The sequence below is a fragment of the Streptomyces sp. NPDC019443 genome (assembly GCF_044389785.1).
Lineage (GTDB): Bacteria > Actinomycetota > Actinomycetes > Streptomycetales > Streptomycetaceae > Streptomyces.
This window is the reverse complement of record NZ_JBIRYJ010000008.1, coordinates 170,137-190,402: the sequence shown is the minus strand read 5'-3', so window position 1 is coordinate 190,402 and position 20,266 is coordinate 170,137. Positions and strand designations below refer to the sequence as shown.

18 protein-coding genes and 2 tRNA genes are annotated in these 20,266 nt (G+C 69.5%); 9 read left to right on the top strand and 11 right to left on the bottom strand.

Translation table 11 applies throughout. From position 1 onward, the window contains the following. Positions 1-40: 40 nt before the first annotated feature. Positions 41-541: a DUF3830 family protein gene (locus ACH492_RS25040; protein ID WP_398989912.1), complete on the bottom strand. Its 501-nt coding sequence runs from the start codon at positions 539-541 to the stop codon at positions 41-43. 42 nt (positions 542-583) lie between these two features. Here ACH492_RS25040 and ehuB point away from each other — a divergent pair, with 42 nt between their 5' ends. From ehuB to ACH492_RS25010, 6 genes are all read left to right on the top strand, one after another. Beyond that, positions 584-1,465 (top strand): ectoine/hydroxyectoine ABC transporter substrate-binding protein EhuB, encoded by an 882-nt coding sequence (gene ehuB / locus ACH492_RS25035; protein WP_307663234.1) that lies wholly within the window; start codon positions 584-586, stop codon positions 1,463-1,465. Next, the gene (gene ehuC / locus ACH492_RS25030) at positions 1,462-2,136 is read left to right on the top strand and encodes an ectoine/hydroxyectoine ABC transporter permease subunit EhuC (RefSeq protein ID WP_398989911.1); all 675 of its coding nucleotides are present in this window, start codon (positions 1,462-1,464) and stop codon (positions 2,134-2,136) included. Before ehuB ends, ehuC begins: the two co-directional genes overlap by 4 nt. Then, positions 2,133-2,783 (top strand): ectoine/hydroxyectoine ABC transporter permease subunit EhuD, encoded by a 651-nt coding sequence (gene ehuD, locus ACH492_RS25025; RefSeq protein WP_398989910.1) that lies wholly within the window; start codon positions 2,133-2,135, stop codon positions 2,781-2,783. Before ehuC ends, ehuD begins: the two co-directional genes overlap by 4 nt. A 25-nt stretch (positions 2,784-2,808) precedes the next feature. Continuing rightward, positions 2,809-3,549: an ectoine/hydroxyectoine ABC transporter ATP-binding protein EhuA gene (gene ehuA, locus ACH492_RS25020; RefSeq protein ID WP_398989909.1), complete on the top strand. Its 741-nt coding sequence runs from the start codon at positions 2,809-2,811 to the stop codon at positions 3,547-3,549. Between the two features lie 167 nt (positions 3,550-3,716). Then, entirely contained in the window at positions 3,717-4,475 is a 759-nt protein-coding gene (locus ACH492_RS25015; protein ID WP_398989908.1) for an IclR family transcriptional regulator, read from the top strand. Between the two features lie 61 nt (positions 4,476-4,536). Beyond that, a tRNA-Lys gene (locus ACH492_RS25010) sits at positions 4,537-4,610 on the top strand. Positions 4,611-4,701: 91 nt separating this feature from the next. Here ACH492_RS25010 and ACH492_RS25005 read toward each other — a convergent pair. The 5 genes from ACH492_RS25005 to ACH492_RS24985 form a co-directional block, all read right to left on the bottom strand. After that, a complete protein-coding gene (locus ACH492_RS25005) occupies positions 4,702-5,376 on the bottom strand; it encodes a response regulator (protein ID WP_398989907.1) in 675 nt (224 codons plus the stop codon). Beyond that, entirely contained in the window at positions 5,334-6,611 is a 1,278-nt protein-coding gene (locus tag ACH492_RS25000) for a sensor histidine kinase (protein WP_398989906.1), read from the bottom strand. The genes ACH492_RS25005 and ACH492_RS25000 overlap by 43 nt, the downstream gene beginning before the upstream one ends. 216 nt (positions 6,612-6,827) lie before the next feature. Then, positions 6,828-7,415 carry a lytic polysaccharide monooxygenase gene (locus tag ACH492_RS24995; protein WP_307663228.1) on the bottom strand — a complete coding sequence of 196 codons (588 nt, stop codon included), beginning with the start codon at positions 7,413-7,415 and terminating at the stop codon, positions 6,828-6,830. A gap of 132 nt (positions 7,416-7,547) precedes the next feature. After that, positions 7,548-8,723, bottom strand: coding sequence for an SPFH domain-containing protein (locus ACH492_RS24990; protein WP_398989905.1), 1,176 nt, complete (start codon positions 8,721-8,723; stop codon positions 7,548-7,550). Positions 8,724-8,729: 6 nt separating this feature from the next. Further along, on the bottom strand, positions 8,730-10,340 hold the full coding sequence (locus tag ACH492_RS24985) for a peptidoglycan-binding protein (protein ID WP_398989904.1): 1,611 nt from the start codon (positions 10,338-10,340) through the stop codon (positions 8,730-8,732). Between the two features lie 150 nt (positions 10,341-10,490). On the opposite strand from ACH492_RS24985, the gene ACH492_RS24980 reads away from it, so the two are divergent. From ACH492_RS24980 to ACH492_RS24970, 3 genes are all read left to right on the top strand, one after another. Beyond that, positions 10,491-10,564, top strand: a tRNA-Lys gene (locus ACH492_RS24980). A gap of 392 nt (positions 10,565-10,956) precedes the next feature. Next, complete coding sequence (locus ACH492_RS24975; RefSeq protein ID WP_398989903.1) at positions 10,957-12,915, top strand: glycosyltransferase family 2 protein; 1,959 nt, start codon at positions 10,957-10,959, stop codon at positions 12,913-12,915. A gap of 35 nt (positions 12,916-12,950) precedes the next feature. Next, positions 12,951-14,852, top strand: a complete 1,902-nt coding sequence (locus ACH492_RS24970; RefSeq protein ID WP_398990036.1) for a galactose oxidase-like domain-containing protein — start codon at positions 12,951-12,953, stop codon at positions 14,850-14,852. An 88-nt stretch (positions 14,853-14,940) separates the two neighbouring features. Here the strand turns inward: ACH492_RS24970 and ACH492_RS24965 are convergent, their stop codons facing one another. The 5 genes from ACH492_RS24965 to ACH492_RS24945 all read right to left on the bottom strand — a co-directional run bounded on the left by ACH492_RS24965 (position 14,941) and on the right by ACH492_RS24945 (position 20,175). Then, complete coding sequence (locus ACH492_RS24965) at positions 14,941-15,948, bottom strand: glycoside hydrolase family 6 protein (protein WP_398990035.1); 1,008 nt, start codon at positions 15,946-15,948, stop codon at positions 14,941-14,943. Positions 15,949-16,355: 407 nt separating this feature from the next. Continuing rightward, a complete protein-coding gene (locus ACH492_RS24960; protein ID WP_398989902.1) occupies positions 16,356-17,024 on the bottom strand; it encodes a class F sortase in 669 nt (222 codons plus the stop codon). 1 nt (position 17,025) lies between these two features. Next, positions 17,026-17,847, bottom strand: a complete 822-nt coding sequence (locus tag ACH492_RS24955) for a hypothetical protein (RefSeq protein ID WP_398989901.1) — start codon at positions 17,845-17,847, stop codon at positions 17,026-17,028. Positions 17,848-17,940: 93 nt separating this feature from the next. Beyond that, complete coding sequence (locus ACH492_RS24950; RefSeq protein WP_398989900.1) at positions 17,941-18,720, bottom strand: HAD-IIA family hydrolase; 780 nt, start codon at positions 18,718-18,720, stop codon at positions 17,941-17,943. Between the two features lie 303 nt (positions 18,721-19,023). Next, entirely contained in the window at positions 19,024-20,175 is a 1,152-nt protein-coding gene (locus ACH492_RS24945; RefSeq protein WP_398989899.1) for a hypothetical protein, read from the bottom strand. Positions 20,176-20,266: the final 91 nt, after the last annotated feature.

Sequence of the window (20,266 nt, the reverse complement as noted above, 5' to 3'; positions counted from 1 at the left end):
GGGCAAGCCCCCAGACCCCACCGGGGCTCCGCCCCAGCTCCTACGCTCGGCGGAACGACAGCGACTCCCCCAGCGCGCCCGCCCGCCACAGGTCCTGGCAGGCCTCGGCCATCCGGTCGAGGCCGTCGACCACGGTGCCCCAGACGATGCCGGGTACCCAGCCGGTGTCGCCGTTGAGCAGCAGGTTGTTGCGCTCGTAGAAGAGGGCGAGGTCGACGACTGTGGTCCGGCCGTGATGGGCGGCCTGCTCGCCGTACCCGTACGACGCCGTGCCCAACTGCACGTCCGAGAAGGTGAAATAGCATAGATCACCCGGAATGGGGGTCACCGTCGGGTTCTCCAGCGGCGGTTCCTGCTCCGCGAACGCCGGAAAAAGTGCATAAATCTCATTACGGGCATACTTCGCGTGGTAGACGTCCCCGGAGAGCGGCAGCGCGTCCCACACGGCAGCGCAGGTCAGTGGGGCCTTGTCGGTGAGGAGTTTCGCGGTGCACCGCACACCGCGCTTCTCAAGGGCAACGGTCATGTATCGGTCGGCCATTTCGTACGCATACCCCGCGTGGACGCGGGTAGCCGCGCGGCCATGGCTCGAACACCACTGACAGGATCGATTCGCAGACGCACAGTGCTGCTTGGCACCGCTGCCGCCGGCGCGCTCGGCGCCGCGGGCGCGGCCGGTTGCAGCCGGGTGCCGTCGGGTGATGCCCTGGCCCGGCTCAAGTCCCAGCGCACGGTGCGCCTGGGCATCGCGGGCGAGGTGCCCTACGGCTATGTGGACGACCAGGGCGAGTTCACCGGGGAGGCTCCAGAGCTGGCCCGGGTGATCTTCAAGCGGCTGGGGATCGACAACGTCCAGCCGGTCGCCACCGATTTCGCCTCTCTCATACCCGGGCTGAACTCCGAGCAGTTCGATGTCGTCTCGGCCGGGATGTACATCAACAAGGAGCGCTGCGAGCAGGTCATCTTCGCCGACCCCGAGTACCAGATGCTCGACGCTTTCATCGTGCGCAAGGGCAATCCCAAGAATCTGCACACCTACGAGGACGTGGTGAAGGCGAAGGCGAAGTTCGCCACCGGCACCGGCTATGCGGAGATCGAATACGCCGTCGCCGCCGGCTTCCCGGAGAAGGACATCGTCATCCTCCAGGACCAGGTGGCGGGGCTGAACGCGGTCGAGTCGGGCCGGGTCGACGTCTTCGCGGGCACCGCGCTGACCACCCGCGAGGTGGTCAAGAAGAGCCGGAAGGCGGAGGCGACCGAGCCGTTCGCGGCCGTCGTCGACGGTGAGAAGAAGATCGACGGCGGCGGCTTCGCCTTCCGCCCCACCGACACCGAGCTGCGCGACGCCTTCAACGTCGAGATCCACAAGATGAAGAAGAGCGGCGAACTCTTCCGCATACTGCGGCCGTTCGGCTTCACCAAGAACGAGATGACCACGCTCACTGCCAAGGAGCTGTGCCGATGACAGCCGGACTCTGGCAGAACTGGGTGCTCCCGGGCATCTGGATCACCGTCCAACTCCTGGTGTACAGCGCGGCGCTGGCCGGCGTCGTCGCCTTCGCGGTCGGCATGGCCCGCACCCACCGCTCGCGGTTCGTCCGCTTCCTGGCGGGCTTCTACACCGAGATCTTCCGCGGCACGTCCGCGCTGATCCTGATGTTCTGGCTGTTCTTCGTGCTGCCGCCGCTGCTGGGCTGGCAGCTGGTCCCGATGTGGGCGGCAGTGCTGGCACTGGGCCTGTCCTACGGTGCGTACGGCGCGGAGATCGTGCGCGGCGCGCTGAACTCGGTGGCTCCGGCCCAGCGTGAGGCGGGGGTCGCGCTCAGCTTCACACCGTGGCAGCGGATGCGGCTGATCCTGCTGCCGCAGGCGGTACCGGAGATGCTCCCGCCGTTCTGCAATCTGCTGGTCGAGCTGCTCAAGGGCACGGCGCTGGTGTCGCTGCTGGGCGTGGGCGACGTCTCCTTCGCGGCGTACCTGGTGCGGCTCGCGACGCAGGAGAGCGCGCAGATCTACACCATCAGCCTGGTCATCTACTTCGTGCTCGCGTTCGGCATCACACGCTCCATGAAAGCTCTCGAGAAGAAGACCAAGAGCAATATCGGCGTCGCGGTCTCCGGAGGTGGCGCGAAGTGAACTGGGACTGGTCCGCGGTCGCGGACTTCATGCCGCGCTTCTGGGACGGCGTGCTCATCACGCTGCAGATCCTGGTGCTCGGCTCGCTGATCTCCTTCACGCTCGGCCTGGTCTGGGCGATCGGATTCAGGGCGCCGACCCGTTTCATACGGTGGCCGGTGAACCTCGTCACTGAGTTCATCCGCACCACGCCGCTGCTGGTGCAGCTCTTCTTCCTCTTCTTCGTACTGCCGGAGTGGGGCGTGCAGTTCTCGGCGCTGACCACCGGCACGATCGCGATCGGGCTGCACTACTCGACGTACACCGCGCAGGTCTACCGGGCCGGCATCGAAGCCGTCCCGGCCGGTCAGTGGGAGGCGGCGACGGCGCTGAGCCTGCCCGCCCACCGCACCTGGTTCGCGGTGATCCTGCCGCAGGCGATCCGGCGCATCACGCCGGCGCTGGGCAACTACGTCATCGCGATGCTGAAGGACACACCGCTTCTCGCCGCGATCGGCGTACTGGAGATGCTGCAGCAGTCGCGGCTGGAGAGCGCGTCGACGTTCCAGTACACCGAGCCGCTGACCGTGATCGGCATCGCCTTCATCCTCATCGCCTACCCGGCTTCTCTTCTCGTACGAACCCTGGAGCGCCGCCTTGTCCGCTGACACCCGCCCCGACACCTCTCCCGACATGTCCAAGGAACTGATCCGCTTCGAGAATGTGACGAAGCGCTTCGGCGACAACACCGTGCTGGACAACCTCTGTTTCTCGGTACAGCCCGGAAAGCATGTGACGCTGATCGGCCCGTCCGGCTCCGGCAAGACCACGATCCTGCGCCTGCTCATGACTCTGGAATCGCCCCAAGAAGGCACGATCCAGGTGAACGGTAACCGGCTGTTTCCAGCCGCCGAGAAGGAGCGCCGCGAGGCGCGCAAACAAATCGGCATGGTCTTCCAGCAGTTCAACCTGTTCCCGAACATGACCGCTCTGCGGAACATCACCGAGGCGCCGGTGCGGGTGCTCGGCATGTCCAAGGACGAGGCGGAGGAGCGCGCGAAGGAGCTGCTCGACCTGGTGGGCCTCGGCGACCGCTGCGACGCGAAGCCGACCCAGCTGTCGGGCGGCCAGCAGCAGCGGGTGGCGATCGCGCGGGCGCTGGCGATGCGGCCGCAGGTGCTGCTCCTCGACGAGGTCACATCGGCGCTCGACCCTGAGCTGGTCGCGGGCGTGCTGGACGTGCTGCGGGACATCGCCCGCTCCACCGACATCACCATGCTGTGCGTGACGCACGAGATGAATTTCGCCCGGGACATCTCGGACGAGGTTCTGATGTTCGACGCCGGAAAGGTCATCGAGTCCGGATCGCCGGAAAAAATCTTCTCGGAGCCGGAGCATGATCGTACCCGCGAGTTTCTCGGCGCGGTGCTCTGACCATTCACTCCGATAAATAGGTGTGACTGTGGCATATGCCAGAGTGCTGAGCCCCAGCCCATGAGGCTGGGGCACAGCACGAAACTCGCCAACAGCCGCCCCCGAAACGGCTCTTGGCCGCTATCGTGGTACGAAAGCTTGCGGTCACAACCTGCTAGGGGGAAACCGTGGCGCTGAAGCCCGAGCCGACCGCGCCGTTCCACTCGGTGCAATACGTCTTGCGCGTCCTGGAGACGGTCTCGAAGCACGGTGGCGGTGTCACCGACGTCCAGATCGCACGCGAGACAGGTCTGCCGACCGGCCACCTGGCCCCCATGCTGGCGATGCTCCGCCGCGAGGGGTATGTGGAGCAGGTCACGGGCGGCGCCTATGCGATCGGCGACTCCCTGATACTCCTCGGCTCAGGGGTCACCCGCCAGCAGGCGCTGGAGGCGAAGATCCAGGAGACGCTCACCGAGCTGCGGGACTCGGTCGGGGCTGCGGTCTACATCAGCCGGTACATCGACGGCGAGGTCAAGATCACGCAGTACGCCGACGGTCCACGCGCTCCCAAGGTCAACGAGTGGGTCGACTTCCGCTCGGCCGCGCACGCGAGCGCGGTCGGAAAATGCCTGCTGACCCAGCTGGACGTCAACGGCCGCCGCGATCATCTCTCGCGCCACAAGATCGCCCGACTTACCTCGCGGACGATCACCAGCGAGAAGCTGCTCTTCTCGAAGCTGGACAGCCAGCCCCCGACGGTCCCGATCCTGGACCTCCAGGAGTACGCGGTGGGCACGGTCTGCGCCGCGGTCCCGCTGACGGCGGGCTCGGCGGTGGGGTGCCTGGCGCTCTCGCTCCCGATCGAGCATGCCCACCGGCTGCGCGCGGCGGCGGACACGCTGAACCGCAAGGCGGCGCCGGTGGTGCTGTCGCTGGCGATCTAGCCGGGCGGCGGCGGGTGTCACGAGCACCCCTGCGGACCAGGTAGTATTTTCGAGTCAGCAGGCGCCGCTAGCTCAGTTGGTTAGAGCAGCTGACTCTTAATCAGCGGGTCCGGGGTTCGAGTCCCTGGCGGCGCACAGACGGGGAAAGCCCCTCGCGAGAGCGAGGGGCTTTTTCGTGCGCCCAGACGCCCGGACCACCTCCACACACCCTGGGCGCGGCGGCACCCTAGGCGCGGAGGAAGGCCAGCACCGCGAGCACCCTGCGGTGGGTGTCCTCGGCGGGCGGCAGGTCCAGTTTGCCGAGGATGTTGCCGATGTGTTTGCCGACGGCCGCCTCGGTGACCACGAGCGCACGGGCGATCGCCGCGTTCGACCGGCCCTCCGCCACCAGGGCGAGGACTTCGCGCTCGCGCGGGGTCAGCGCGGCGAGCGGGTCGCGGCGGCGGCGCAGCAGCTGCCGTACGACTTCGGGGTCGACGACCGTGCCGCCCGCGGCGACCCGGGCGATCGCGTCCAGGAACTCCTCGATCTGGCCGACCCGGTCCTTGAGGAGGTAGCCGACGCCGGTGCCGTCGCCCGCGTCGAGCAGTTCGGCGGCGTACGAGCGCTGGACGTACTGGCTGAGCACCAGCAGGGGCAGCGACGGGCGCTCGGCGCGCAGGGCGAGGGCGGCGCGCAGGCCCTCGTCCTGGAAGCCGGGCGGCATGCGGACGTCGGTGACCACGATGTCCGGGTCGTGCTCCGTGACCGCGTCCCGCAGTGCGTCCGCGTCGCCGACCGCCGCGACGGTCTCGTGGCCGAACCGGGCCAGCAGGCCGATCAGGCCCTCGCGCAGGAGGACGCTGTCCTCGGCCAGAACTACTCGCAGGGGGCGGTCGGTTCGCTCTCTCTCGGTTCGCACGGGATCTCCACACGCAGCACGGTCGGCCCGCCCGGCGGGCTGGTGATCGTCAGTGTGCCATCGAGGACGGCGATACGGTCGGCGAGGCCGACAAGCCCGCTGCCCTTCGCCGCGGTCGCGCCGCCGCGGCCGTCGTCCCGCACTTCGATCTCCAGAACCCCGCGCAGCCGGCGGGCGGTGAGCCGCGCCCGGTCCGCGCCGCTGTGCTTGGCGGCGTTGGCGAGTGCCTCGCAGACCGCGAAGTACGCCGCGGTCTCGACGGACTGGTCGAGCCGCGGCAGCTCGACGTCGGCGTCCACAGGCAGGGCCGAGCGGTCGGCGGCGTCGGCGAGCGCGGGGCCGAGCCCGTAGTCGGCGAGCACCTGCGGATGGATGCCGTGGATGAGCCGGCGCAGCTCGGTGAGGACCTGACCGGCCTCGTCGTGCGCGGCCGCGATGCGGTCGGCGAGCGGCCCGGCGGGCGCGTCGAGGCGGGCGAGCCCGAGGGTCATCGTCAGGGCGACGAGCCGCTGCTGCGCACCGTCGTGCAAGTCCCTTTCGATACGCCGCCGTTCGGCCTCGAATGCGGCGACCAGCCGGGCCCTGGACCGGGTCACCTCGCTCAGCCGGTCGCGCAGCTCGCCCTCACGGGGCGCGAGCAGCAGCCGGGTGAGCTGGGCCCGTGCTCCGGCCAGCGCGGCGAGCGGATGGAGGAGTACGGCGAGGAGTACGAGCCCGGCCGCGGCCGCCGCGAACGCCTGCGGGTACGACGTGACAAGGAAGGCCTTGGCGACCCGCGCCTCCTCCCCGTCGAGCGCCAGCTGCACGGGCGCGGCGGCCATCGCGGCGGGCAGCCCGATGGCGACGAAGACGGCGACCAGGTCGAGCGGCCACAGGACGAGCGCGTGCAGGAGCCCGTACGCGAGCTCCCGCCAGGTCGCCTGCTCACTGAGCCGCAGCCGCAGCCAGGCTCCGAGACCGGGTTCTGCGGGGGTGCGGTGCGGGCTGGGCGCGGGCCCGGCGTCGACGATCCGCAGCCTGCGCCGCTCGACGACGGCGAGGGCGACGCCCGCGAGGATCAGCAGCGGCAGCCCGACGAGGACGAGCGAGAACGCCGCAAGCACGACGAGCGCGAGAAGAGCCGGAACGCCGGTGAGCGCGCTGGTCACCAGATACCCGCCCGAACGCCAGGGCCAGGCACTGCGCAGAAAGTCGCCCCTGGTCAGGGCCTGCCAGGGGCTGTGGGCGGCGGTCATGCGCCAACGGTAGGCGCCGACGCGCGCCCACGACCATGGGTCCTGCGGCGGACGGGGGGTATGCCCGGCCCTACCCCTGGGTCGCGCCCGGGGGCACCCGGCAGTCGGTGTGCAGGATGTCGCGGGCCGGCTCGGTCCCGCGCCGGGGCGGGTCGATGCCCGCCACGGCGGCCCCGGCCAAGGCCGCCGCGCGGGAGCACGGTAACTGACTAGCTGTCAGAACTGAACGTCCGAGCAGGCGTAGAAGGCGTTCCCCGTGTCGTGGACGGTCCACACCGCCAGGATCAGATGCCTCCCCGAGCGCTGCGGGAGATTACCGGAGTGAGAGAGGGTTTCCGGCGGCTGGTTGCCGCCGTAGGGGACGGTCAGGAACGGCTGCGACTCGAGCGCCGCCCTGGTCAGCGGCTGGTTGGAGTTCCACCCGCTCTTGGTGATGAAGTACTTGAAGTCGGTCGTCCTGTGCCTGGCGGTGAACCGCCAGCGGAACGTGTAGTTCTGGCCGGACGAGACCTTGGTGGTGGGCCATGCCCCGCCACGCGGATCGTCGAGCTGCGCGAACTGGCCGAGGCCGCCCGCGCAGATCCTTCCGTCTGCGGGACCCGCGCCCGGGAACCCCTTGGGGCCCTCGACGCTCTGCGGTTCCCATTGGATGGGGCCGCAGTTGGTGACCGTACCGTTGGCACAGAGCTTCTGGCGGCTGATGGGGGACTCGGTGTAGCCGTGGCTGCTGGCGCTGCCGCTGGCGAGCACGGTGGTGCCCGCCACGACGAGGCCGACCACGGCCGCACTTATCTTCTTGCGCATGCTTCGCTCCAGGAGAACGTGGGGGTGTTCTGTGAGCCGTGCCGCACGCGTGCGTGTTGTACGAGAGTGCTTGTTCCGGTCTAGACCAAGTCCCAATGTATTGACGTGCGTTCATCATGTCCAGACCAATCGTTAACCCTCCACTGCCCCGGAGCGCCCGTTGTAGAAGGCGACGGTGAGGTCCTTCACCAGAGCGTTGCGCTCATAGGCGTCGAGCTGGACGAGCCCGCGCGCGGTCAGCCTGTTCACCGTGTCGTCCACCGCCTCCACCACCGAAGTGAGCACGCTGTCCCGGTGCTTGGCGTCGATCGCCGCGATCCGCCGGCGCTGCATCGCGGTCGCCACCTCCGGCGCGTATTCGATCCCCGTCGGCTGCGCCGAGAAGACCTCGATCCCCGCCGGCACGCACTCCGCCGACAGCATCCGGGTCAGCGCGTCGCCGACCGCCTCTGCGTTGCGCAGCGTGGGGGTCCCTTCGGCGGAGGCAAAGGAAGCGTCCTCGTGGAGCACGTCGGCCGGCAGCTGCGAGAGCACCCGCGCCACCGCGGACTCGACCTGCTCGGTCAGATAGCGCTCGTGGTCCTCGACGCCGAGGGCCGCCAGCGCGGTGTCCTCGACCCGCCACACCACGAGCACGACGACGCGCAGCGCGGTGCCGTTCGCGTCGACCGCGGGCATCGGATGGCTGCGCCAGTGCCGCAGCCGTACATCGACCCGGCGGCGCAGCACCAGCGGGCTCATCCACACCAGTCCCGTACGCCGCACAGTCCCGCCGTAGTCGCCGAAGAGGGTGAGCACCCAGGCGTATCCGACCTGTGCGCGCCCGAGCCCGCCGAGGGCGAAGAGCGCCAGGAGCACGCCGAGCGCGAGCAGGCACCACACGCCGAACCCGATGCCGTGGTACGGGTACGAGGTCAGCCCGAGCAGCCCGGTCACCCGGCCGGGCAGCGCCCCGGAACCCCACAGCAGCGCGCCGATCCCGGCGAGCGAGCACGCCCCGGCGACCGCCGCGGTCCAGCCGGGCAGCGCGGGCGCGGCCCGCTCCGCCAGGTCGGGGTCGACCGGCGGCGCGGCCCGCAGCGGAACGGGGGGCGGCGGCGCGGGTCTGCCGGCCTTGACCTTCGGCTGCTCGCCGGTTCCCTGCCGCCGCGCCACCATGGCGGAGCGCAGGTCGACCTGCTGGGTGTCGTCGTCACGGAAGAGGAGGTGCACCGGGATCTCGGTCGTCACCTCCTGGGCGATGACCGGGGTGCGCCGCGGGCTGTCGGACGGCGCGCCGCCCTCCGGTTCCGACGTAGTTGGGTTCACTGCGATTCACCTCGCAAGAGTGGTCTGTTCAGACCCGCCGACCTGCTTTTCGGCGGGGGTCCGCCCCGTGGCGGAGCCGCTGTCGATGGAAGCGTCCCCTGGGGCCCAGGCGAAGAGCCGTCGCCAGGTCTCGGGCCCGGGAATGCCATTGGCCGCGCTGCCGCGCCAGCCCTGGGCCCGCTGGAAGGCCTCGACATTGCGCCGGTCCTCCTCGCTCCACCGCGGTTCGGGGCTCGATGTGTAGTACTTGCCGAAGCCGCGCTTCACCAGCTGCCGGCCGAGCTGGGTGACGTACGCGTTGGACTGGCCGGGCCTGAAGAACCCTCGCCCCGGGTACTTCGGCACCGCCGCCCTCGTGGCGCCGGGGCCGCCCGCGCCCACGGCCGTGATGTTCCTGCCCTGCTTGCTCGCCAGCCGCCGCCAGGTCTCAGGTCCCGGCAGGCCGTCCGCGTCCCTGCCTGCCCAGCCCTGGGCGAGCTGGAAAGCCTGCGTGGCCAGCCGGTCCGACTCGCCCCACTGCGTCCTGGGCCCGTTGGGGTAGAAGTGCTTGCCGCCGCGCCCGGCGAGCATCTCGGCGAGCTGGGTGATGTACGTGTTGCTCGCCCCGGGGCCGAAGGCGGTCAGGCCCGGATAGGCGTCGGCGGACGTCGCCCCGCTCGCGGTGGCGGTGGCGGTGGCGGTGGCGGTCGCGGTACTGGTGGCGGTCGCGGTCGCCGTGCCGGTGGCCGTGTCGGTGTCGGTGTCGGTGTCGGTGTCGGTGTCGGTGTCGGAAGAAGTCGTGGCGAGGCCCTTGTAGCGGTAGGGCACATACCGGTCGGCGTTGGTCCAGTACCCCATGGGCGTGGGCTGCCTGCGGGTGCGCGGCTTCGTCTGTTCGTACGCGATGTAGTAGGTGTGCGTGTAGTCGGTCCAGCCGCCGAAGATCGTGACGTGCGAACCCCTGGTCGGATTGTCCGGGTTGTGGAAAAGCAGGATGTCGCCGGGCTGCAGCTGCTCGCGCGTGATCCTGTTGGCGAATGACGCGAGGCTGCCGGTCCACTCGTTGCCGGCCAGATTCCAGGCCATCGAGACATAGCCCGAGCAGTCCTGGCGGTACCCGTCGGACCAGTACTTCTCCATGCTGTACGGGACCTTGGCGGTCAGCCATCGCTTGGCGCGGTTGATGATCTGGGCCCGGGTCATCTTGCGCAGCTTGGCGGGCGCGGTGCCCTGCGTGCCCGCGGGACCGCCAAGCGTCCCGCCGTGCAGCGGCCCGGAGCCGCCCTGCTCGGTGGCGGGCTCCGGGTCGGCGGCGGTGCGCGCGGGTGCGACCCCGGCCCCGGAAGCGGCAGTGCGCCCGGCCTTCGGTGCGGCCTTCGGTGCGGCCGTCGGTGCGGCGGGGGCCGCGTCGGCAATTGCGTGCGGGCGCGCGTGCCCCGCCGGGAAGTCGGCCGCGGCCGCCGCGCTCGTTCCCCCGCCGCCGAGCACCACGCCCGCCGCGGTGAACAGGACGAGCGCACGGCGGCAGCCGTGCGCCGCCGGGTGGCCTCCGGCGGCAAGAGCCCGTCGCTGCTGGGCGCACCCGGCGCAGTCGCAGTCGGCAGCGGGCTCGAACTCCTCGAATACCGGCACGGTCATACGTAAACCCTCCGCAGTAATGTCCAAACTGTCCCTTCTCGGCATATTTTGACGGTATGAAGGTAGTAAAAGAGGATTCGACAGGCCGGAATGATCAGATAATGGTCAGGAGCACTTCTCCCCGTCCGGTAAAGTTCTCCAGGTCAGCAGGCGCCGCTAGCTCAGTTGGTTAGAGCAGCTGACTCTTAATCAGCGGGTCCGGGGTTCGAGTCCCTGGCGGCGCACGCAGAGTCGAGGCCCCCTCACCACAGGTGAGGGGGCCTCGGTCGTTCCCGCGCCCTTTCAGCCCACCCCCGCACTCCCGTACACCCCTTCGGCAAGGGTCTCGTAAATCGCTTGTTTGACCGATTACGCCCCCGTTTCCACCCTTGCGGTCACAGCGGGGGTCGGAGAACCTGTTGGGGGCCAATGCCACCAATAGGGCATCCGTTAAGTGCAGTTGGGGGTGTTTTGGACGCCACGGGCATCGCTGCAACCGGCAGGTGACTGCTTTGTGTCTGTAGGGATGGTGGCCCGCCACTGATGCGTCCAGGGCCGCGGGTCCAGGGGGACCGCGCTCAGGACGGACCGACCGACCACATAACACGCAGCCAGCATGCGTGCGGGGGGATGACTCATGACGTCGACACCACGCGGCGCCCGGCAGCCCAACAACCCTTCCAGAACGGTTCAGCTCCGGATACCCGCGCATCTGCGCACCGGCGGCCACCGGCTGCGCCCCAAGAAGGCGCTGTCCCGGTACGACTACGAGCACTACAGCCGGCTCGCCGGCCCCCTCACCGAGCCCGACCCGGCCAAGCCGTACACCGTGCAGTACCGCTCGCTGCTCTCGCAGGAGCCGCACCGCATCCAGGCCGCCCTGCTGCTCTGCGCGGCGCCGCTGGTGTCACTGGGCCTGTTCGCCTGGCTGATGCAGCCTCAGCACTGGACCGAGCGCGATCCGAACCTCAAGAACGACACGCTGCTCATCCTCGACATCGTCATGCTCGTCTCGATCGGCTTGATCGAGCTCTTCCGCACGATGAACGTCCTGTCCAACGCGCACGCGACGCTGGTCGCGCGTGACCCCGTCCCGGTGGTGCCCGAACCCGGCACCAAGGTCGCCTTCCTCACCTCCTTCGTACCGGGCAAGGAGCCCCTGGAGATGGTGACCAAGACCCTGGAGGCGGCCGTCAGGCTGCGCCACCGCGGGCTGATGCACGTCTGGCTGCTCGACGAGGGCGACGACCCCGACGTCAAGGCCGTCTGCGCGCGCCTCGGCGTCCACCACTTCTCCCGCAAGGGCGTCCCGCACTGGAACCAGCCCAAGGGCGCGCACCGGGCCAGGACCAAGCACGGCAACTACAACGCCTGGCTCCAGGCGCACGGCGACGACTACGACTTCTTCGCCTCCGTCGACACCGACCATGTCCCGATGCCCAACTATCTGGAGCGGATGCTCGGCTACTTCCGCGACCCGGACGTCGGCTTCGTCATCGGGCCGCAGGTGTACGGCAATTACGACACGTTCGTCACCAAGGCCGCCGAGTCGCAGCAGTTCCTCTTCCACGCGCTGATCCAGCGCGCGGGCAACCGCTACGGCGCGCCCATGTTCGTCGGCACCTCCAACGCCGTACGGATCAAGGCGATCAAGCAGATCGGCGGCCTGTACGACTCGATCACCGAGGACATGGCCACGGGCTTCGAGATGCACCGCGCCCGCAACCCCGAGTCCGGCAAAAGGTGGCGCTCGGTCTACACCCCGGACGTGCTCGCCGTCGGCGAGGGCCCGACCGCCTGGACGGACTTCTTCACCCAGCAGTTACGTTGGTCCCGAGGCACGTACGAGACGATCCTCAAGCAGTACTGGAAGGGCTTCTACTCGCTGCCCGCGGGCAAGCTCTTCAACTACACGATGATGATCATCTTCTACCCGATGTCCGCTCTCAACTGGATCCTGGCGGCGCTGAGTTGTGCGCTGTTCCTGGGCGTGGGCGCCTCGGGTGTGCAGATCGACCCGGTGATCTGGATGATGCTGTACGGCAATGCCTCGGCCCTCCAGATCGGCCTCTACATCTGGAACCGCCGCCACAATGTCTCGCCGCACGAGCCCGAGGGCTCCGGTGGACTCGCGGGCATGATGATGTCCGCGCTCTCCGCGCCGGTCTACGCACGCTCGCTGATGGACGCCGTACTGCGCCGCAAGAGCTCGTTCGTCGTGACCCCCAAGGGCGACTCGTCCAGTCCGGACACGCTCTTCGGCACCTTCCGGATCCATCTCTTCTTCATCCTCGTCTTCGGCGGATCGCTCGGCTCCTCCTTCTACTTCGGGCACGACCATCCGGCGATGATCACCTGGGCCACGCTGGCGCTGCTGATCACGGCGGCGCCCATCGTCGCCTGGCGGCACGACATCCGCACGGAGAAGAAGAAGCGCGGCAATCGGGAGGAAGGCGGGCAGCCGCCGGCCGGGCATCCTCAGGCCCATGTGCCGCAGCAGCGACAGGGCACCGCTACCGAACAGACCGCTACTGCCGAACAGACCGCTGCTGCCGAACAGACCGTGCAGATCGCCATTGGGGGACGTGAGAAGTGAACTACTACCCTCCAAGCCGCCGCCGCGCCCGCCGCATGGCGACAGGTGCGGCGGTTGTGGTGACGCTGGCCGCGTTCAACGGGCCCGCGCTGTGGCGGTTCGGCTCGGAGCAGTACCACGACTTCGAGATCAACCAGCCGGACTACAAGGCCGCGAAAGGCCATTGGGACTATCTCGACGTCCCCTCCGAGTACCGCGTCAACACCATCCACGCGGCCCTGCTGCACACCGGCAAAGTGCTGCTGATCGCAGGCTCGGGCAACAACCAGAAGAACTTCGACGCGAAGAAGTTCGAGTCGGTGCTGTGGGACCCGGAGACCGATGAGTTCAAGAAGATCCCCACACCCAAGGACATGTTCTGCGCCGGGCACACCCAGCTGCCCGACGGAAACCTGCTGGTCGCGGGCGGCACAAAGCGGTACGAGAAGCTCAAGGGCGATGTGACCAAGGCCGGCGGCCTGATGATCGTCCACAACGAGGACTCGGACGAGCCCAAGACACTGCCCGCGGGCACCAGGTTCACCGGCAAGGAGAACGGCAAGACCTTCGTCTCCAGGGACCCCGTCCTGGTGGAGAAGGCGAAGAAGATCTTCGACAAGAACACCGGCAGGTTCCTGCGGACCGAGGCGGGGCTCGGCCGGATCTATGTCGAGGCCGAGGCGTCGGGGAAGGACTACGAGACCGGCACCGAGGACAACTACCGAGTGCAGGGCCTGAAGGGCTCCGACGCCCGCAATGTCTACGGCATCGCGCAGAAGCTCGCGCTCGACAAGAAGGACTTTCAGGGCATCAAGGAGGCCTACGAGTTCGACCCGGTGGCGGAGAAGTACATCACCGTGGATCCGATGAACGAGGCCCGCTGGTACCCCACGCTGACCACCCTGAAGGACGGCAGAGTCCTCTCGCTCTCCGGTCTCGACGAGATCGGGCAGATCGTCCCCGGCAAGGACGAGATCTACGACCCGAAGACCAGGACCTGGAAGTACACCGGGATCATCAGGAAGTTCCCCACCTACCCGGCGATCTTCCTGATGGACAACGGCAAGCTCTTCTACTCCGGCTCCAACGCCGGATACGGACCGGCCGACGTGGGCCGTGAGCCGGGCGTCTGGGACCTGGCGACGAACGAGTTCGACAAGATCCCCGGCCTGAGCGACCCCGACAGGATGGAGACCTCCGCGACGGTCATGCTGCCGCCCGCCCAGGACCAGCGGTTCATGGTCATCGGCGGCGGGGGGGTCGGCGAGTCCGAGAAGTCCAGCGAGAAGTCCCGCCTAGTGGACCTCAAGGAGAACAACCCCCGCTTCACAGACGGCGCTTCGCTGGAGAAAGGCACCCGCTATCCGAGCGCCTCGCTGCTGCCGGACGACTCCGTCCTGGTCACCGGGGGCTCGTCGGACTACCGGGGGCGCGGCGGCTCCAATGTCCTCCAGGCGCGTATGTACGACCCGAAGTCCGGTACGTACAAGCGGGTTGCCGACCCCCAGGTGGGGCGCAACTACCACTCGGGCTCGGTGCTGCTCCCGGACGGCCGCGTCATGATCTTCGGCTCGGACTCGCTGTTCGCGGACAAGGCCGACACCAAGCCGGGCGTCTTCGAGCAGCGCATCGAGATCTACACCCCGCCGTATCGCTACCGGGGCTCCAGGCCCGAGGTGAGCGGTGGCCCGAAGTCGATCGAGCGCGGAGAGAGCGGCGAGTTCAAGGTGAAGAGGGGCGGCCCGGTGAAGTCGGCCAAGCTGATGCGGCCGAGCGCCGTCACGCATGTCACCGATGTCGATCAGCGCTCCATCGCGCTCGGCATGAAGAGGACGGCGGACGGCATCGAGGTCACCGTGCCCAGGAACCGGGCGCTGGTGCCGTCCGGGTGGTACATGCTCTTTGTGACGAACGAGAAGGGGACGCCGTCCGAAGGCGTGTGGGTCGAGGTCCCATAACCGGTGCTCCGCCCGGACCCGCGCCTCAATCGCCGGCGGGGCTGTTTTCGGGGCTCCGCCCCGGTTACGGGAAGGGCCCGCGCGCCGCCTAGTTCGTCGCGCGGGCCAGGCCGAGCGCATACTCCGGCCACCACTCCCCCGCCTTGGGCCCACCCCTGCAGTCCCCGTCCGACTCCCCCGGGCGCTTGACCCACAGATACGCGTCGACCAGCGGGTCGCCCGTCTCGGTGGTCGGCGCCTCGCCGAGCGCGCGGCCCGGCGGATTGCACCAGTTCTCCTCAGGGTCGCCGCCGGTGTACGCGCCGTTGCCGTTGCGGCTTGTGTCGATGACGAAGTGCTTGCCGCCGACCTTCGCGGAGAGCTTCTGGCCGAACTCCTTGCTCGCTGCGGTCGGATAGAAGTTGGAGACATTGACGGCGAAGCCGTCCGCCTTGTCGATGCCCGCCCTCTGGAGCGGGTCGAAGAGCGCGTCGGGCTGGGACCAGCCGGCGTTGCCCGCGTCCAGGTACACCTTGGTGTTCGGCTGCTGCTTCAGCCGTTCCACAGCGCCCTTGAGCAGGTCGAACCGCTCCCCGTGGAACTCCTGCGGCGTACAGGAGTCCACCAGATGCAGCACCGCGTCCGGCTCCAGGATCACCGTGGCCCGCCGGTCGCCGATGCCCGTCGCGACCTGGTCGACCCAGGCGCGGTAGGCGTTGCCGTCGGCCGCGCCGCCCTTGGAGAACTGTCCGCAGTCGCGGTGCGGGATGTTGTAGAGCACCAGCAGCGCGTCCCGGTCGGCTGTGGAGGCCGCCTCGGTGTAGCCCTTGGCCTCGGCCCCGGGGTTGTCCGGGCCGATCCACTCGCCGACCGGCTGATCGGCGATCTTCTTGATCAGCTCGGCGTTCTTGTCGTCGCCGTCCTTGCGGTAGGCGACGACCTGCTTGGCGGCGTTGCCGTCGGGGTTGACCCAGTACGGATCGTTCCCCTTGGGCTGCTGGCTCGTCGCCGGTCTCCTGTCCTTGCCGTCGTCGGAGGAACAGCCGGCGAGCAACAGCACCGCCCCCGCCGCGACCGCCCCCGCCCTGGCACGTCGGCCGGACCAACTGCCGTACATCCGCTCCCCCTTGCAGCCGGACAAGTCAGGTCGAATCCATCGTGGCACACCCCGGCGGAGGGTCACGAGCCCCGCCGGAGCACCGTGGACAGGCTGTGACAACGCGGCGGACGGGAGAGGACGGGTACGCGGGCACGGGACGCACGGGGGAGGCGACGACTTCGCGACATGGCGTCATTCAGCCTCTAGGCCTGGCCCGTTCGCGGCCCTAGAGTGTCCGGCAAACCGCCCCGGCCGGTGGCGGGACCGCAACCGGACCTTCCCGCACCTCCCGCGTCGGCGCCGGGCTTCTCCCGCAGCCCGAGCACCCGCGGTTGAGGACCCGGCTCGGCCGGCGGCTCTGGGGGGAGCATGTCGTCGGCCGGGCCAGGTTGCAGACAGCGTCCGTCCGGCGGCGGAGGACTCCCCTAACCCTTGGTGACCCCGGTCAGGTAGGCAGAGACGACCACGTTGGCGGTGTATGCGCGGGTCTCGCGGTCGAAGGTGCCGCCGCAGGTGATCAGCCGCAGCTCCGCGCGCCCGTCCTTGCGCGGGCCGTAGACCTTCTGCGCGTCGAACCGGTCCTGGTCGACCACTTGGACGTCGTCGATGGTGAACTCCGCGACCGAGCCGTCGGCCCTGGTGACCCGGACTTTCTCGCCCGGCCGGGCCGAGCTCAGACCGTAGAAGACGGCCGGTTTCGTCTCGGTGTCGACATGGCCGACGAGCAGCGCCGTGCCCGCCGCGCCCGGCTGCGTACCGCTGTCGTACCAGCCGACCGTGTGCGGCATGGCGTACGGCGGCGGATCCACCGCGCCTGTGACGTCCAGGCCGCGCGGGACGACCGGGGCGCTGATCCCTATCGACGGAATGGCCACCTGGTCCGGCCTGGCCGGGGCCAGCGGGTCGTGGGCGGGCGGCAGCGGCACGCCCAGCGGCCGGCCGACCGCGGCAACGTCGCCGGTGGTGGGCGCGGAGCTTCCGCCGAGGCCGCCGGTCATCTCACGGCCCCAGAGCCAGAGCCCGAGCAGGAGTACCGCCCAGGCCACTCCGGTGAGCAGCCGGCCGGTCCCGGCCGGGCGATCGGTGGAGGACATGTCAGTCCGAATCCGATCGGCGCCGCCGTGAGCTGCGGAAAGCCACAGCGACCGCTGCCGCGCCCGCGAGCACCAGGCCGATCACGGTGTGCGGGATGCCGGGGCCTGCCTCGGCCGGGTCCGGCGGGCCATCGGCCGCGAGGGCGGCCGTGCCGCCGCCGCCCGCGCGAACCGGGGCGAAGGGCGTCGAGTCGTCGGTCGGCTCGTACGACTCCTCCTCGTCCGAGTCCTCCTCGTCCGACTTCTCCGTGGGCTCGTACGACTGCTCGGTCGGACGGTCCCCCCGCTTGCTCGACTCGTCCGGCCGCTTGGTCGATTCGTCCCGCCGCTTGGTCGGCTCGTCTGCCCGTTTGGTGGGCTCGTCCCGCCGCTTGGTCGACTCGTCCGCCCGCTTGGTGGGCTCGTCCCCCCGCTTGCTCGACTCGTCCGCCCGCTTGGTCGACTCGTCCGGCTGCTCCGTCGGCTGGTTGTAGACGACCTGGACGCGGGCCGATACCGGGTGCTCACGGCCGTCGCAGGTGACGCCGATGTCGTACGTGCCGGGCTGCACGGAGGATTTCACGGTCGTCTCGCCGAACAGCTGGGTGCCCGCACCATTGCGGCTCGCGAGCGCGGCGTACGAGACGAACCCCTGGGACCTGGCAGCTCCGGTCATGCCCTGACAACCGGAGACGAGGACCTCCACCTCGCCGCCGGGAGCGACCTTGGACGGGACGACCGTGACCTTGACGGAATCGGCGGCGTATGCGGCCGCGGCGGCCGGCGCCAGGACGAGTACGGCAGCCACTCCTGCGGCACGGAAAGTAACCAAACTTGAACGCATCGTGAACCTCCTGATACGGAAAGATTCACGCGTCCGGGCCGTTTTCGCATCCGCAGGAGCGGCTCCGTAGTCCGATTGAGGCCTCTGACGTGCTCAGATGCGGTCGACGAGATCCGCGATCGAGTCGACGACCGTGGAAGGCCGGAAGGGATACCGGTCGACGGCCGCGGGGGTGGTGAGCCCGGTGAGCACCAGGAAGGTCTGCATACCCGCTTCCAGTCCGGCCAGCACGTCGGTGTCCATCCGGTCGCCGATCATCGCGCTGGTCTCGGAGTGCGCGCCGATGGCGTTCAGCCCGGTCCGCATCATCAGCGGGTTCGGCTTGCCCGCGAAGTACGGGTCCTTGCCGGTCGCCTTGGTGATCAGCGCCGCGACCGCGCCGGTGGCGGGCAGCGGGCCCTCGGCGGAGGGGCCGGTCTCGTCCGGGTTGGTGCAGATGAACCGGGCCCCGGCGTTGATCAGCCGGATCGCCTTGGTGAGCGCCTCGAAGCTGTACGTACGGGTCTCGCCGAGCACCACATAGTCGGGGTCGTGGTCGGTCAGGACATAGCCGATGTCGTGCAGGGCGGTGGTCAGACCCGCCTCACCTATGACGTACGCCGTGCCACCGGGACGCTGGTCGTCCAGGAACTGCGCGGTGGCCAGCGCCGAGGTCCAGATGTTCTCCACGGGCACGTCCAGGCCCATCCGGGCCAGCCGTGCGTGCAGGTCGCGCGCCGTGTAGATGGAGTTGTTGGTCAGCACCAAGAACGGCTTCCCGGTCTCCCGCAGCTTCTTGATGAAGGCGTCGGCGCCCGGGATCGGCACGCCCTCGTGGATCAGGACACCATCCATGTCGGTGAGCCAGGATTCGATCGGCTTGCGCTCTGCCATCAGACGGACTCCTGCCGTACGCAGTGTGCTGTGGACGCCGGAGGCACGGCCCTGTGAGTCTCCGGCGCCCCCCAGCCTAGTCAGGCTGGGCTGATCTTGACCCCGTCGATGAGCGGACGGACTCGGCATGGACCTGAACTGACCAGACGCGTCGCGAAGTTCGAGTCGGCCCTCAGTTCCGATTGCCCAGGTGCACCGTCCTGCATCTCCCGGGGGACAGCCCCCGGACCCCCGGCAGAACCACCCGCGGGCGGCCCTCAGCCCCCGTTGCACCAGGGGATGTTCGCAGATGTACGAGAACGATCAGCGTCGGCCCTTACGCCGCCACCGGGACGCGAGCACCAGAGCCCCGCTGCCCAGCAGGACCGCACCGAAGGCGGCGCCGAGCAGGAGCAGGGAGCCGGTGCCGGTGCCGGTGGCCGCGAGCTCGTCCCGGGTGACGCCGGCGTCGATGCCGGAGCCGTCGTCGCCGAGGACTGCGAATCGGTAGTCGCCGGACTCCCCGACCCAGTCGCCGTCGTCGCCCTGCCGCTGGACGACCGCGGCGTTGACCGTGACCTCGTTGGGCGGGGCGTCGGTGGCGAGCCGGAACCGGACCTTGGCGGTGACGGACTTGCGGGCCGGGACGGCGAAGCCGGGGAAACGGCCCCCACCGTCGAGTACGCCGACGACCTCGCCCTCGGCGGTCGTCTCGAGGACGACGGGGCGCCAGAGGGCGGCCTCGTCGTCGTAGAACTCCAGTGTGATCCGGGCCGGGGTGAGACCGAGGTCGCGTCCGGTGAAGATGATCACGGGGTGGATGTTCTGGCAGGCCTCGCCGGTGGTGTTGGCGAGTTCGACGGACCAGGGCTCGAAGCCGCCGCCGGGGCGGTGGACGGACGCGCCGCCGTGGACGCGGGTGTCGATGGGGAAGTCGGGGTCGGCTGCCTTGCCGCAGGTGGGCTGCCGGTCGGCGGGGCGGTTCTCCTGCTGGGTGGGGAGGGCGGTGGCGACGGGCGGCTCGCCGGGCTTGTCCGTGGGCGGGGCCGGCGGTGTGGCCGCGGGCGCGGCGATGGCGTCGGCGCCGGGGCGCGCGGTCAGGACCCGGGTCAGGAAAGCCGACGCCGTCCCGGTGAGCGCGGCCGTCCCAGGGATCGCCGCCGTCCCGGTCATCGCGGCTGTCCCAGTGATCGCGGCCGTCCCAGTCATCGCGGCTGTCCCAGTGATCGCGGCCGTCCCAGTCATCGCGGCCGTCCCGGGGATCGTCGCCGTCCCAGTGATCGCGGCTGTCGCCGTCGAGCCGGTGAGCGCCGTGTCGGCCGCGGGGCGCGGGGCTGCGGGGCGCGCGGCCACGGGAGCGGCTGCCGTCGCCGACGTCGCCGCTGTCGCGGTCGCGGTCGCGGTCGCGGCGGTGAGCGCCGCGGGCGCGATGGTGGCTGCGGTGACGCCGACGGTGAGGGCATAGCGCAGTCGCATGAGGGGCCTTTGCTGATCGCCTACGGCGGGGGGATCGCCCGGCCGTGCCCCAAAACCTTCCCCTCGCGCGCGCAGGGGGACACGGCTCCGG

Coding starts and splice junctions, on each gene's coding strand:
- ACH492_RS25040 (WP_398989912.1), bottom strand. CDS start 541: ATGGCCGACCGATACATGACCGTTGCCCTTGAGAAGCGCGGTGTGCGG.
- ehuB (WP_307663234.1), top strand. CDS start 584: ATGGCTCGAACACCACTGACAGGATCGATTCGCAGACGCACAGTGCTG.
- ehuC (WP_398989911.1), top strand. CDS start 1,462: ATGACAGCCGGACTCTGGCAGAACTGGGTGCTCCCGGGCATCTGGATC.
- ehuA (WP_398989909.1), top strand. CDS start 2,809: ATGTCCAAGGAACTGATCCGCTTCGAGAATGTGACGAAGCGCTTCGGC.
- ACH492_RS25000 (WP_398989906.1), bottom strand. CDS start 6,611: ATGACCGCCGCCCACAGCCCCTGGCAGGCCCTGACCAGGGGCGACTTT.
- ACH492_RS24995 (WP_307663228.1), bottom strand. CDS start 7,415: ATGCGCAAGAAGATAAGTGCGGCCGTGGTCGGCCTCGTCGTGGCGGGC.
- ACH492_RS24985 (WP_398989904.1), bottom strand. CDS start 10,340: ATGACCGTGCCGGTATTCGAGGAGTTCGAGCCCGCTGCCGACTGCGAC.
- ACH492_RS24975 (WP_398989903.1), top strand. CDS start 10,957: ATGACGTCGACACCACGCGGCGCCCGGCAGCCCAACAACCCTTCCAGA.
- ACH492_RS24970 (WP_398990036.1), top strand. CDS start 12,951: ATGGCGACAGGTGCGGCGGTTGTGGTGACGCTGGCCGCGTTCAACGGG.
- ACH492_RS24965 (WP_398990035.1), bottom strand. CDS start 15,948: ATGTACGGCAGTTGGTCCGGCCGACGTGCCAGGGCGGGGGCGGTCGCG.
- ACH492_RS24960 (WP_398989902.1), bottom strand. CDS start 17,024: ATGTCCTCCACCGATCGCCCGGCCGGGACCGGCCGGCTGCTCACCGGA.
- ACH492_RS24955 (WP_398989901.1), bottom strand. CDS start 17,847: ATGCGTTCAAGTTTGGTTACTTTCCGTGCCGCAGGAGTGGCTGCCGTA.
- ACH492_RS24950 (WP_398989900.1), bottom strand. CDS start 18,720: ATGGCAGAGCGCAAGCCGATCGAATCCTGGCTCACCGACATGGATGGT.
- ACH492_RS24945 (WP_398989899.1), bottom strand. CDS start 20,175: ATGCGACTGCGCTATGCCCTCACCGTCGGCGTCACCGCAGCCACCATC.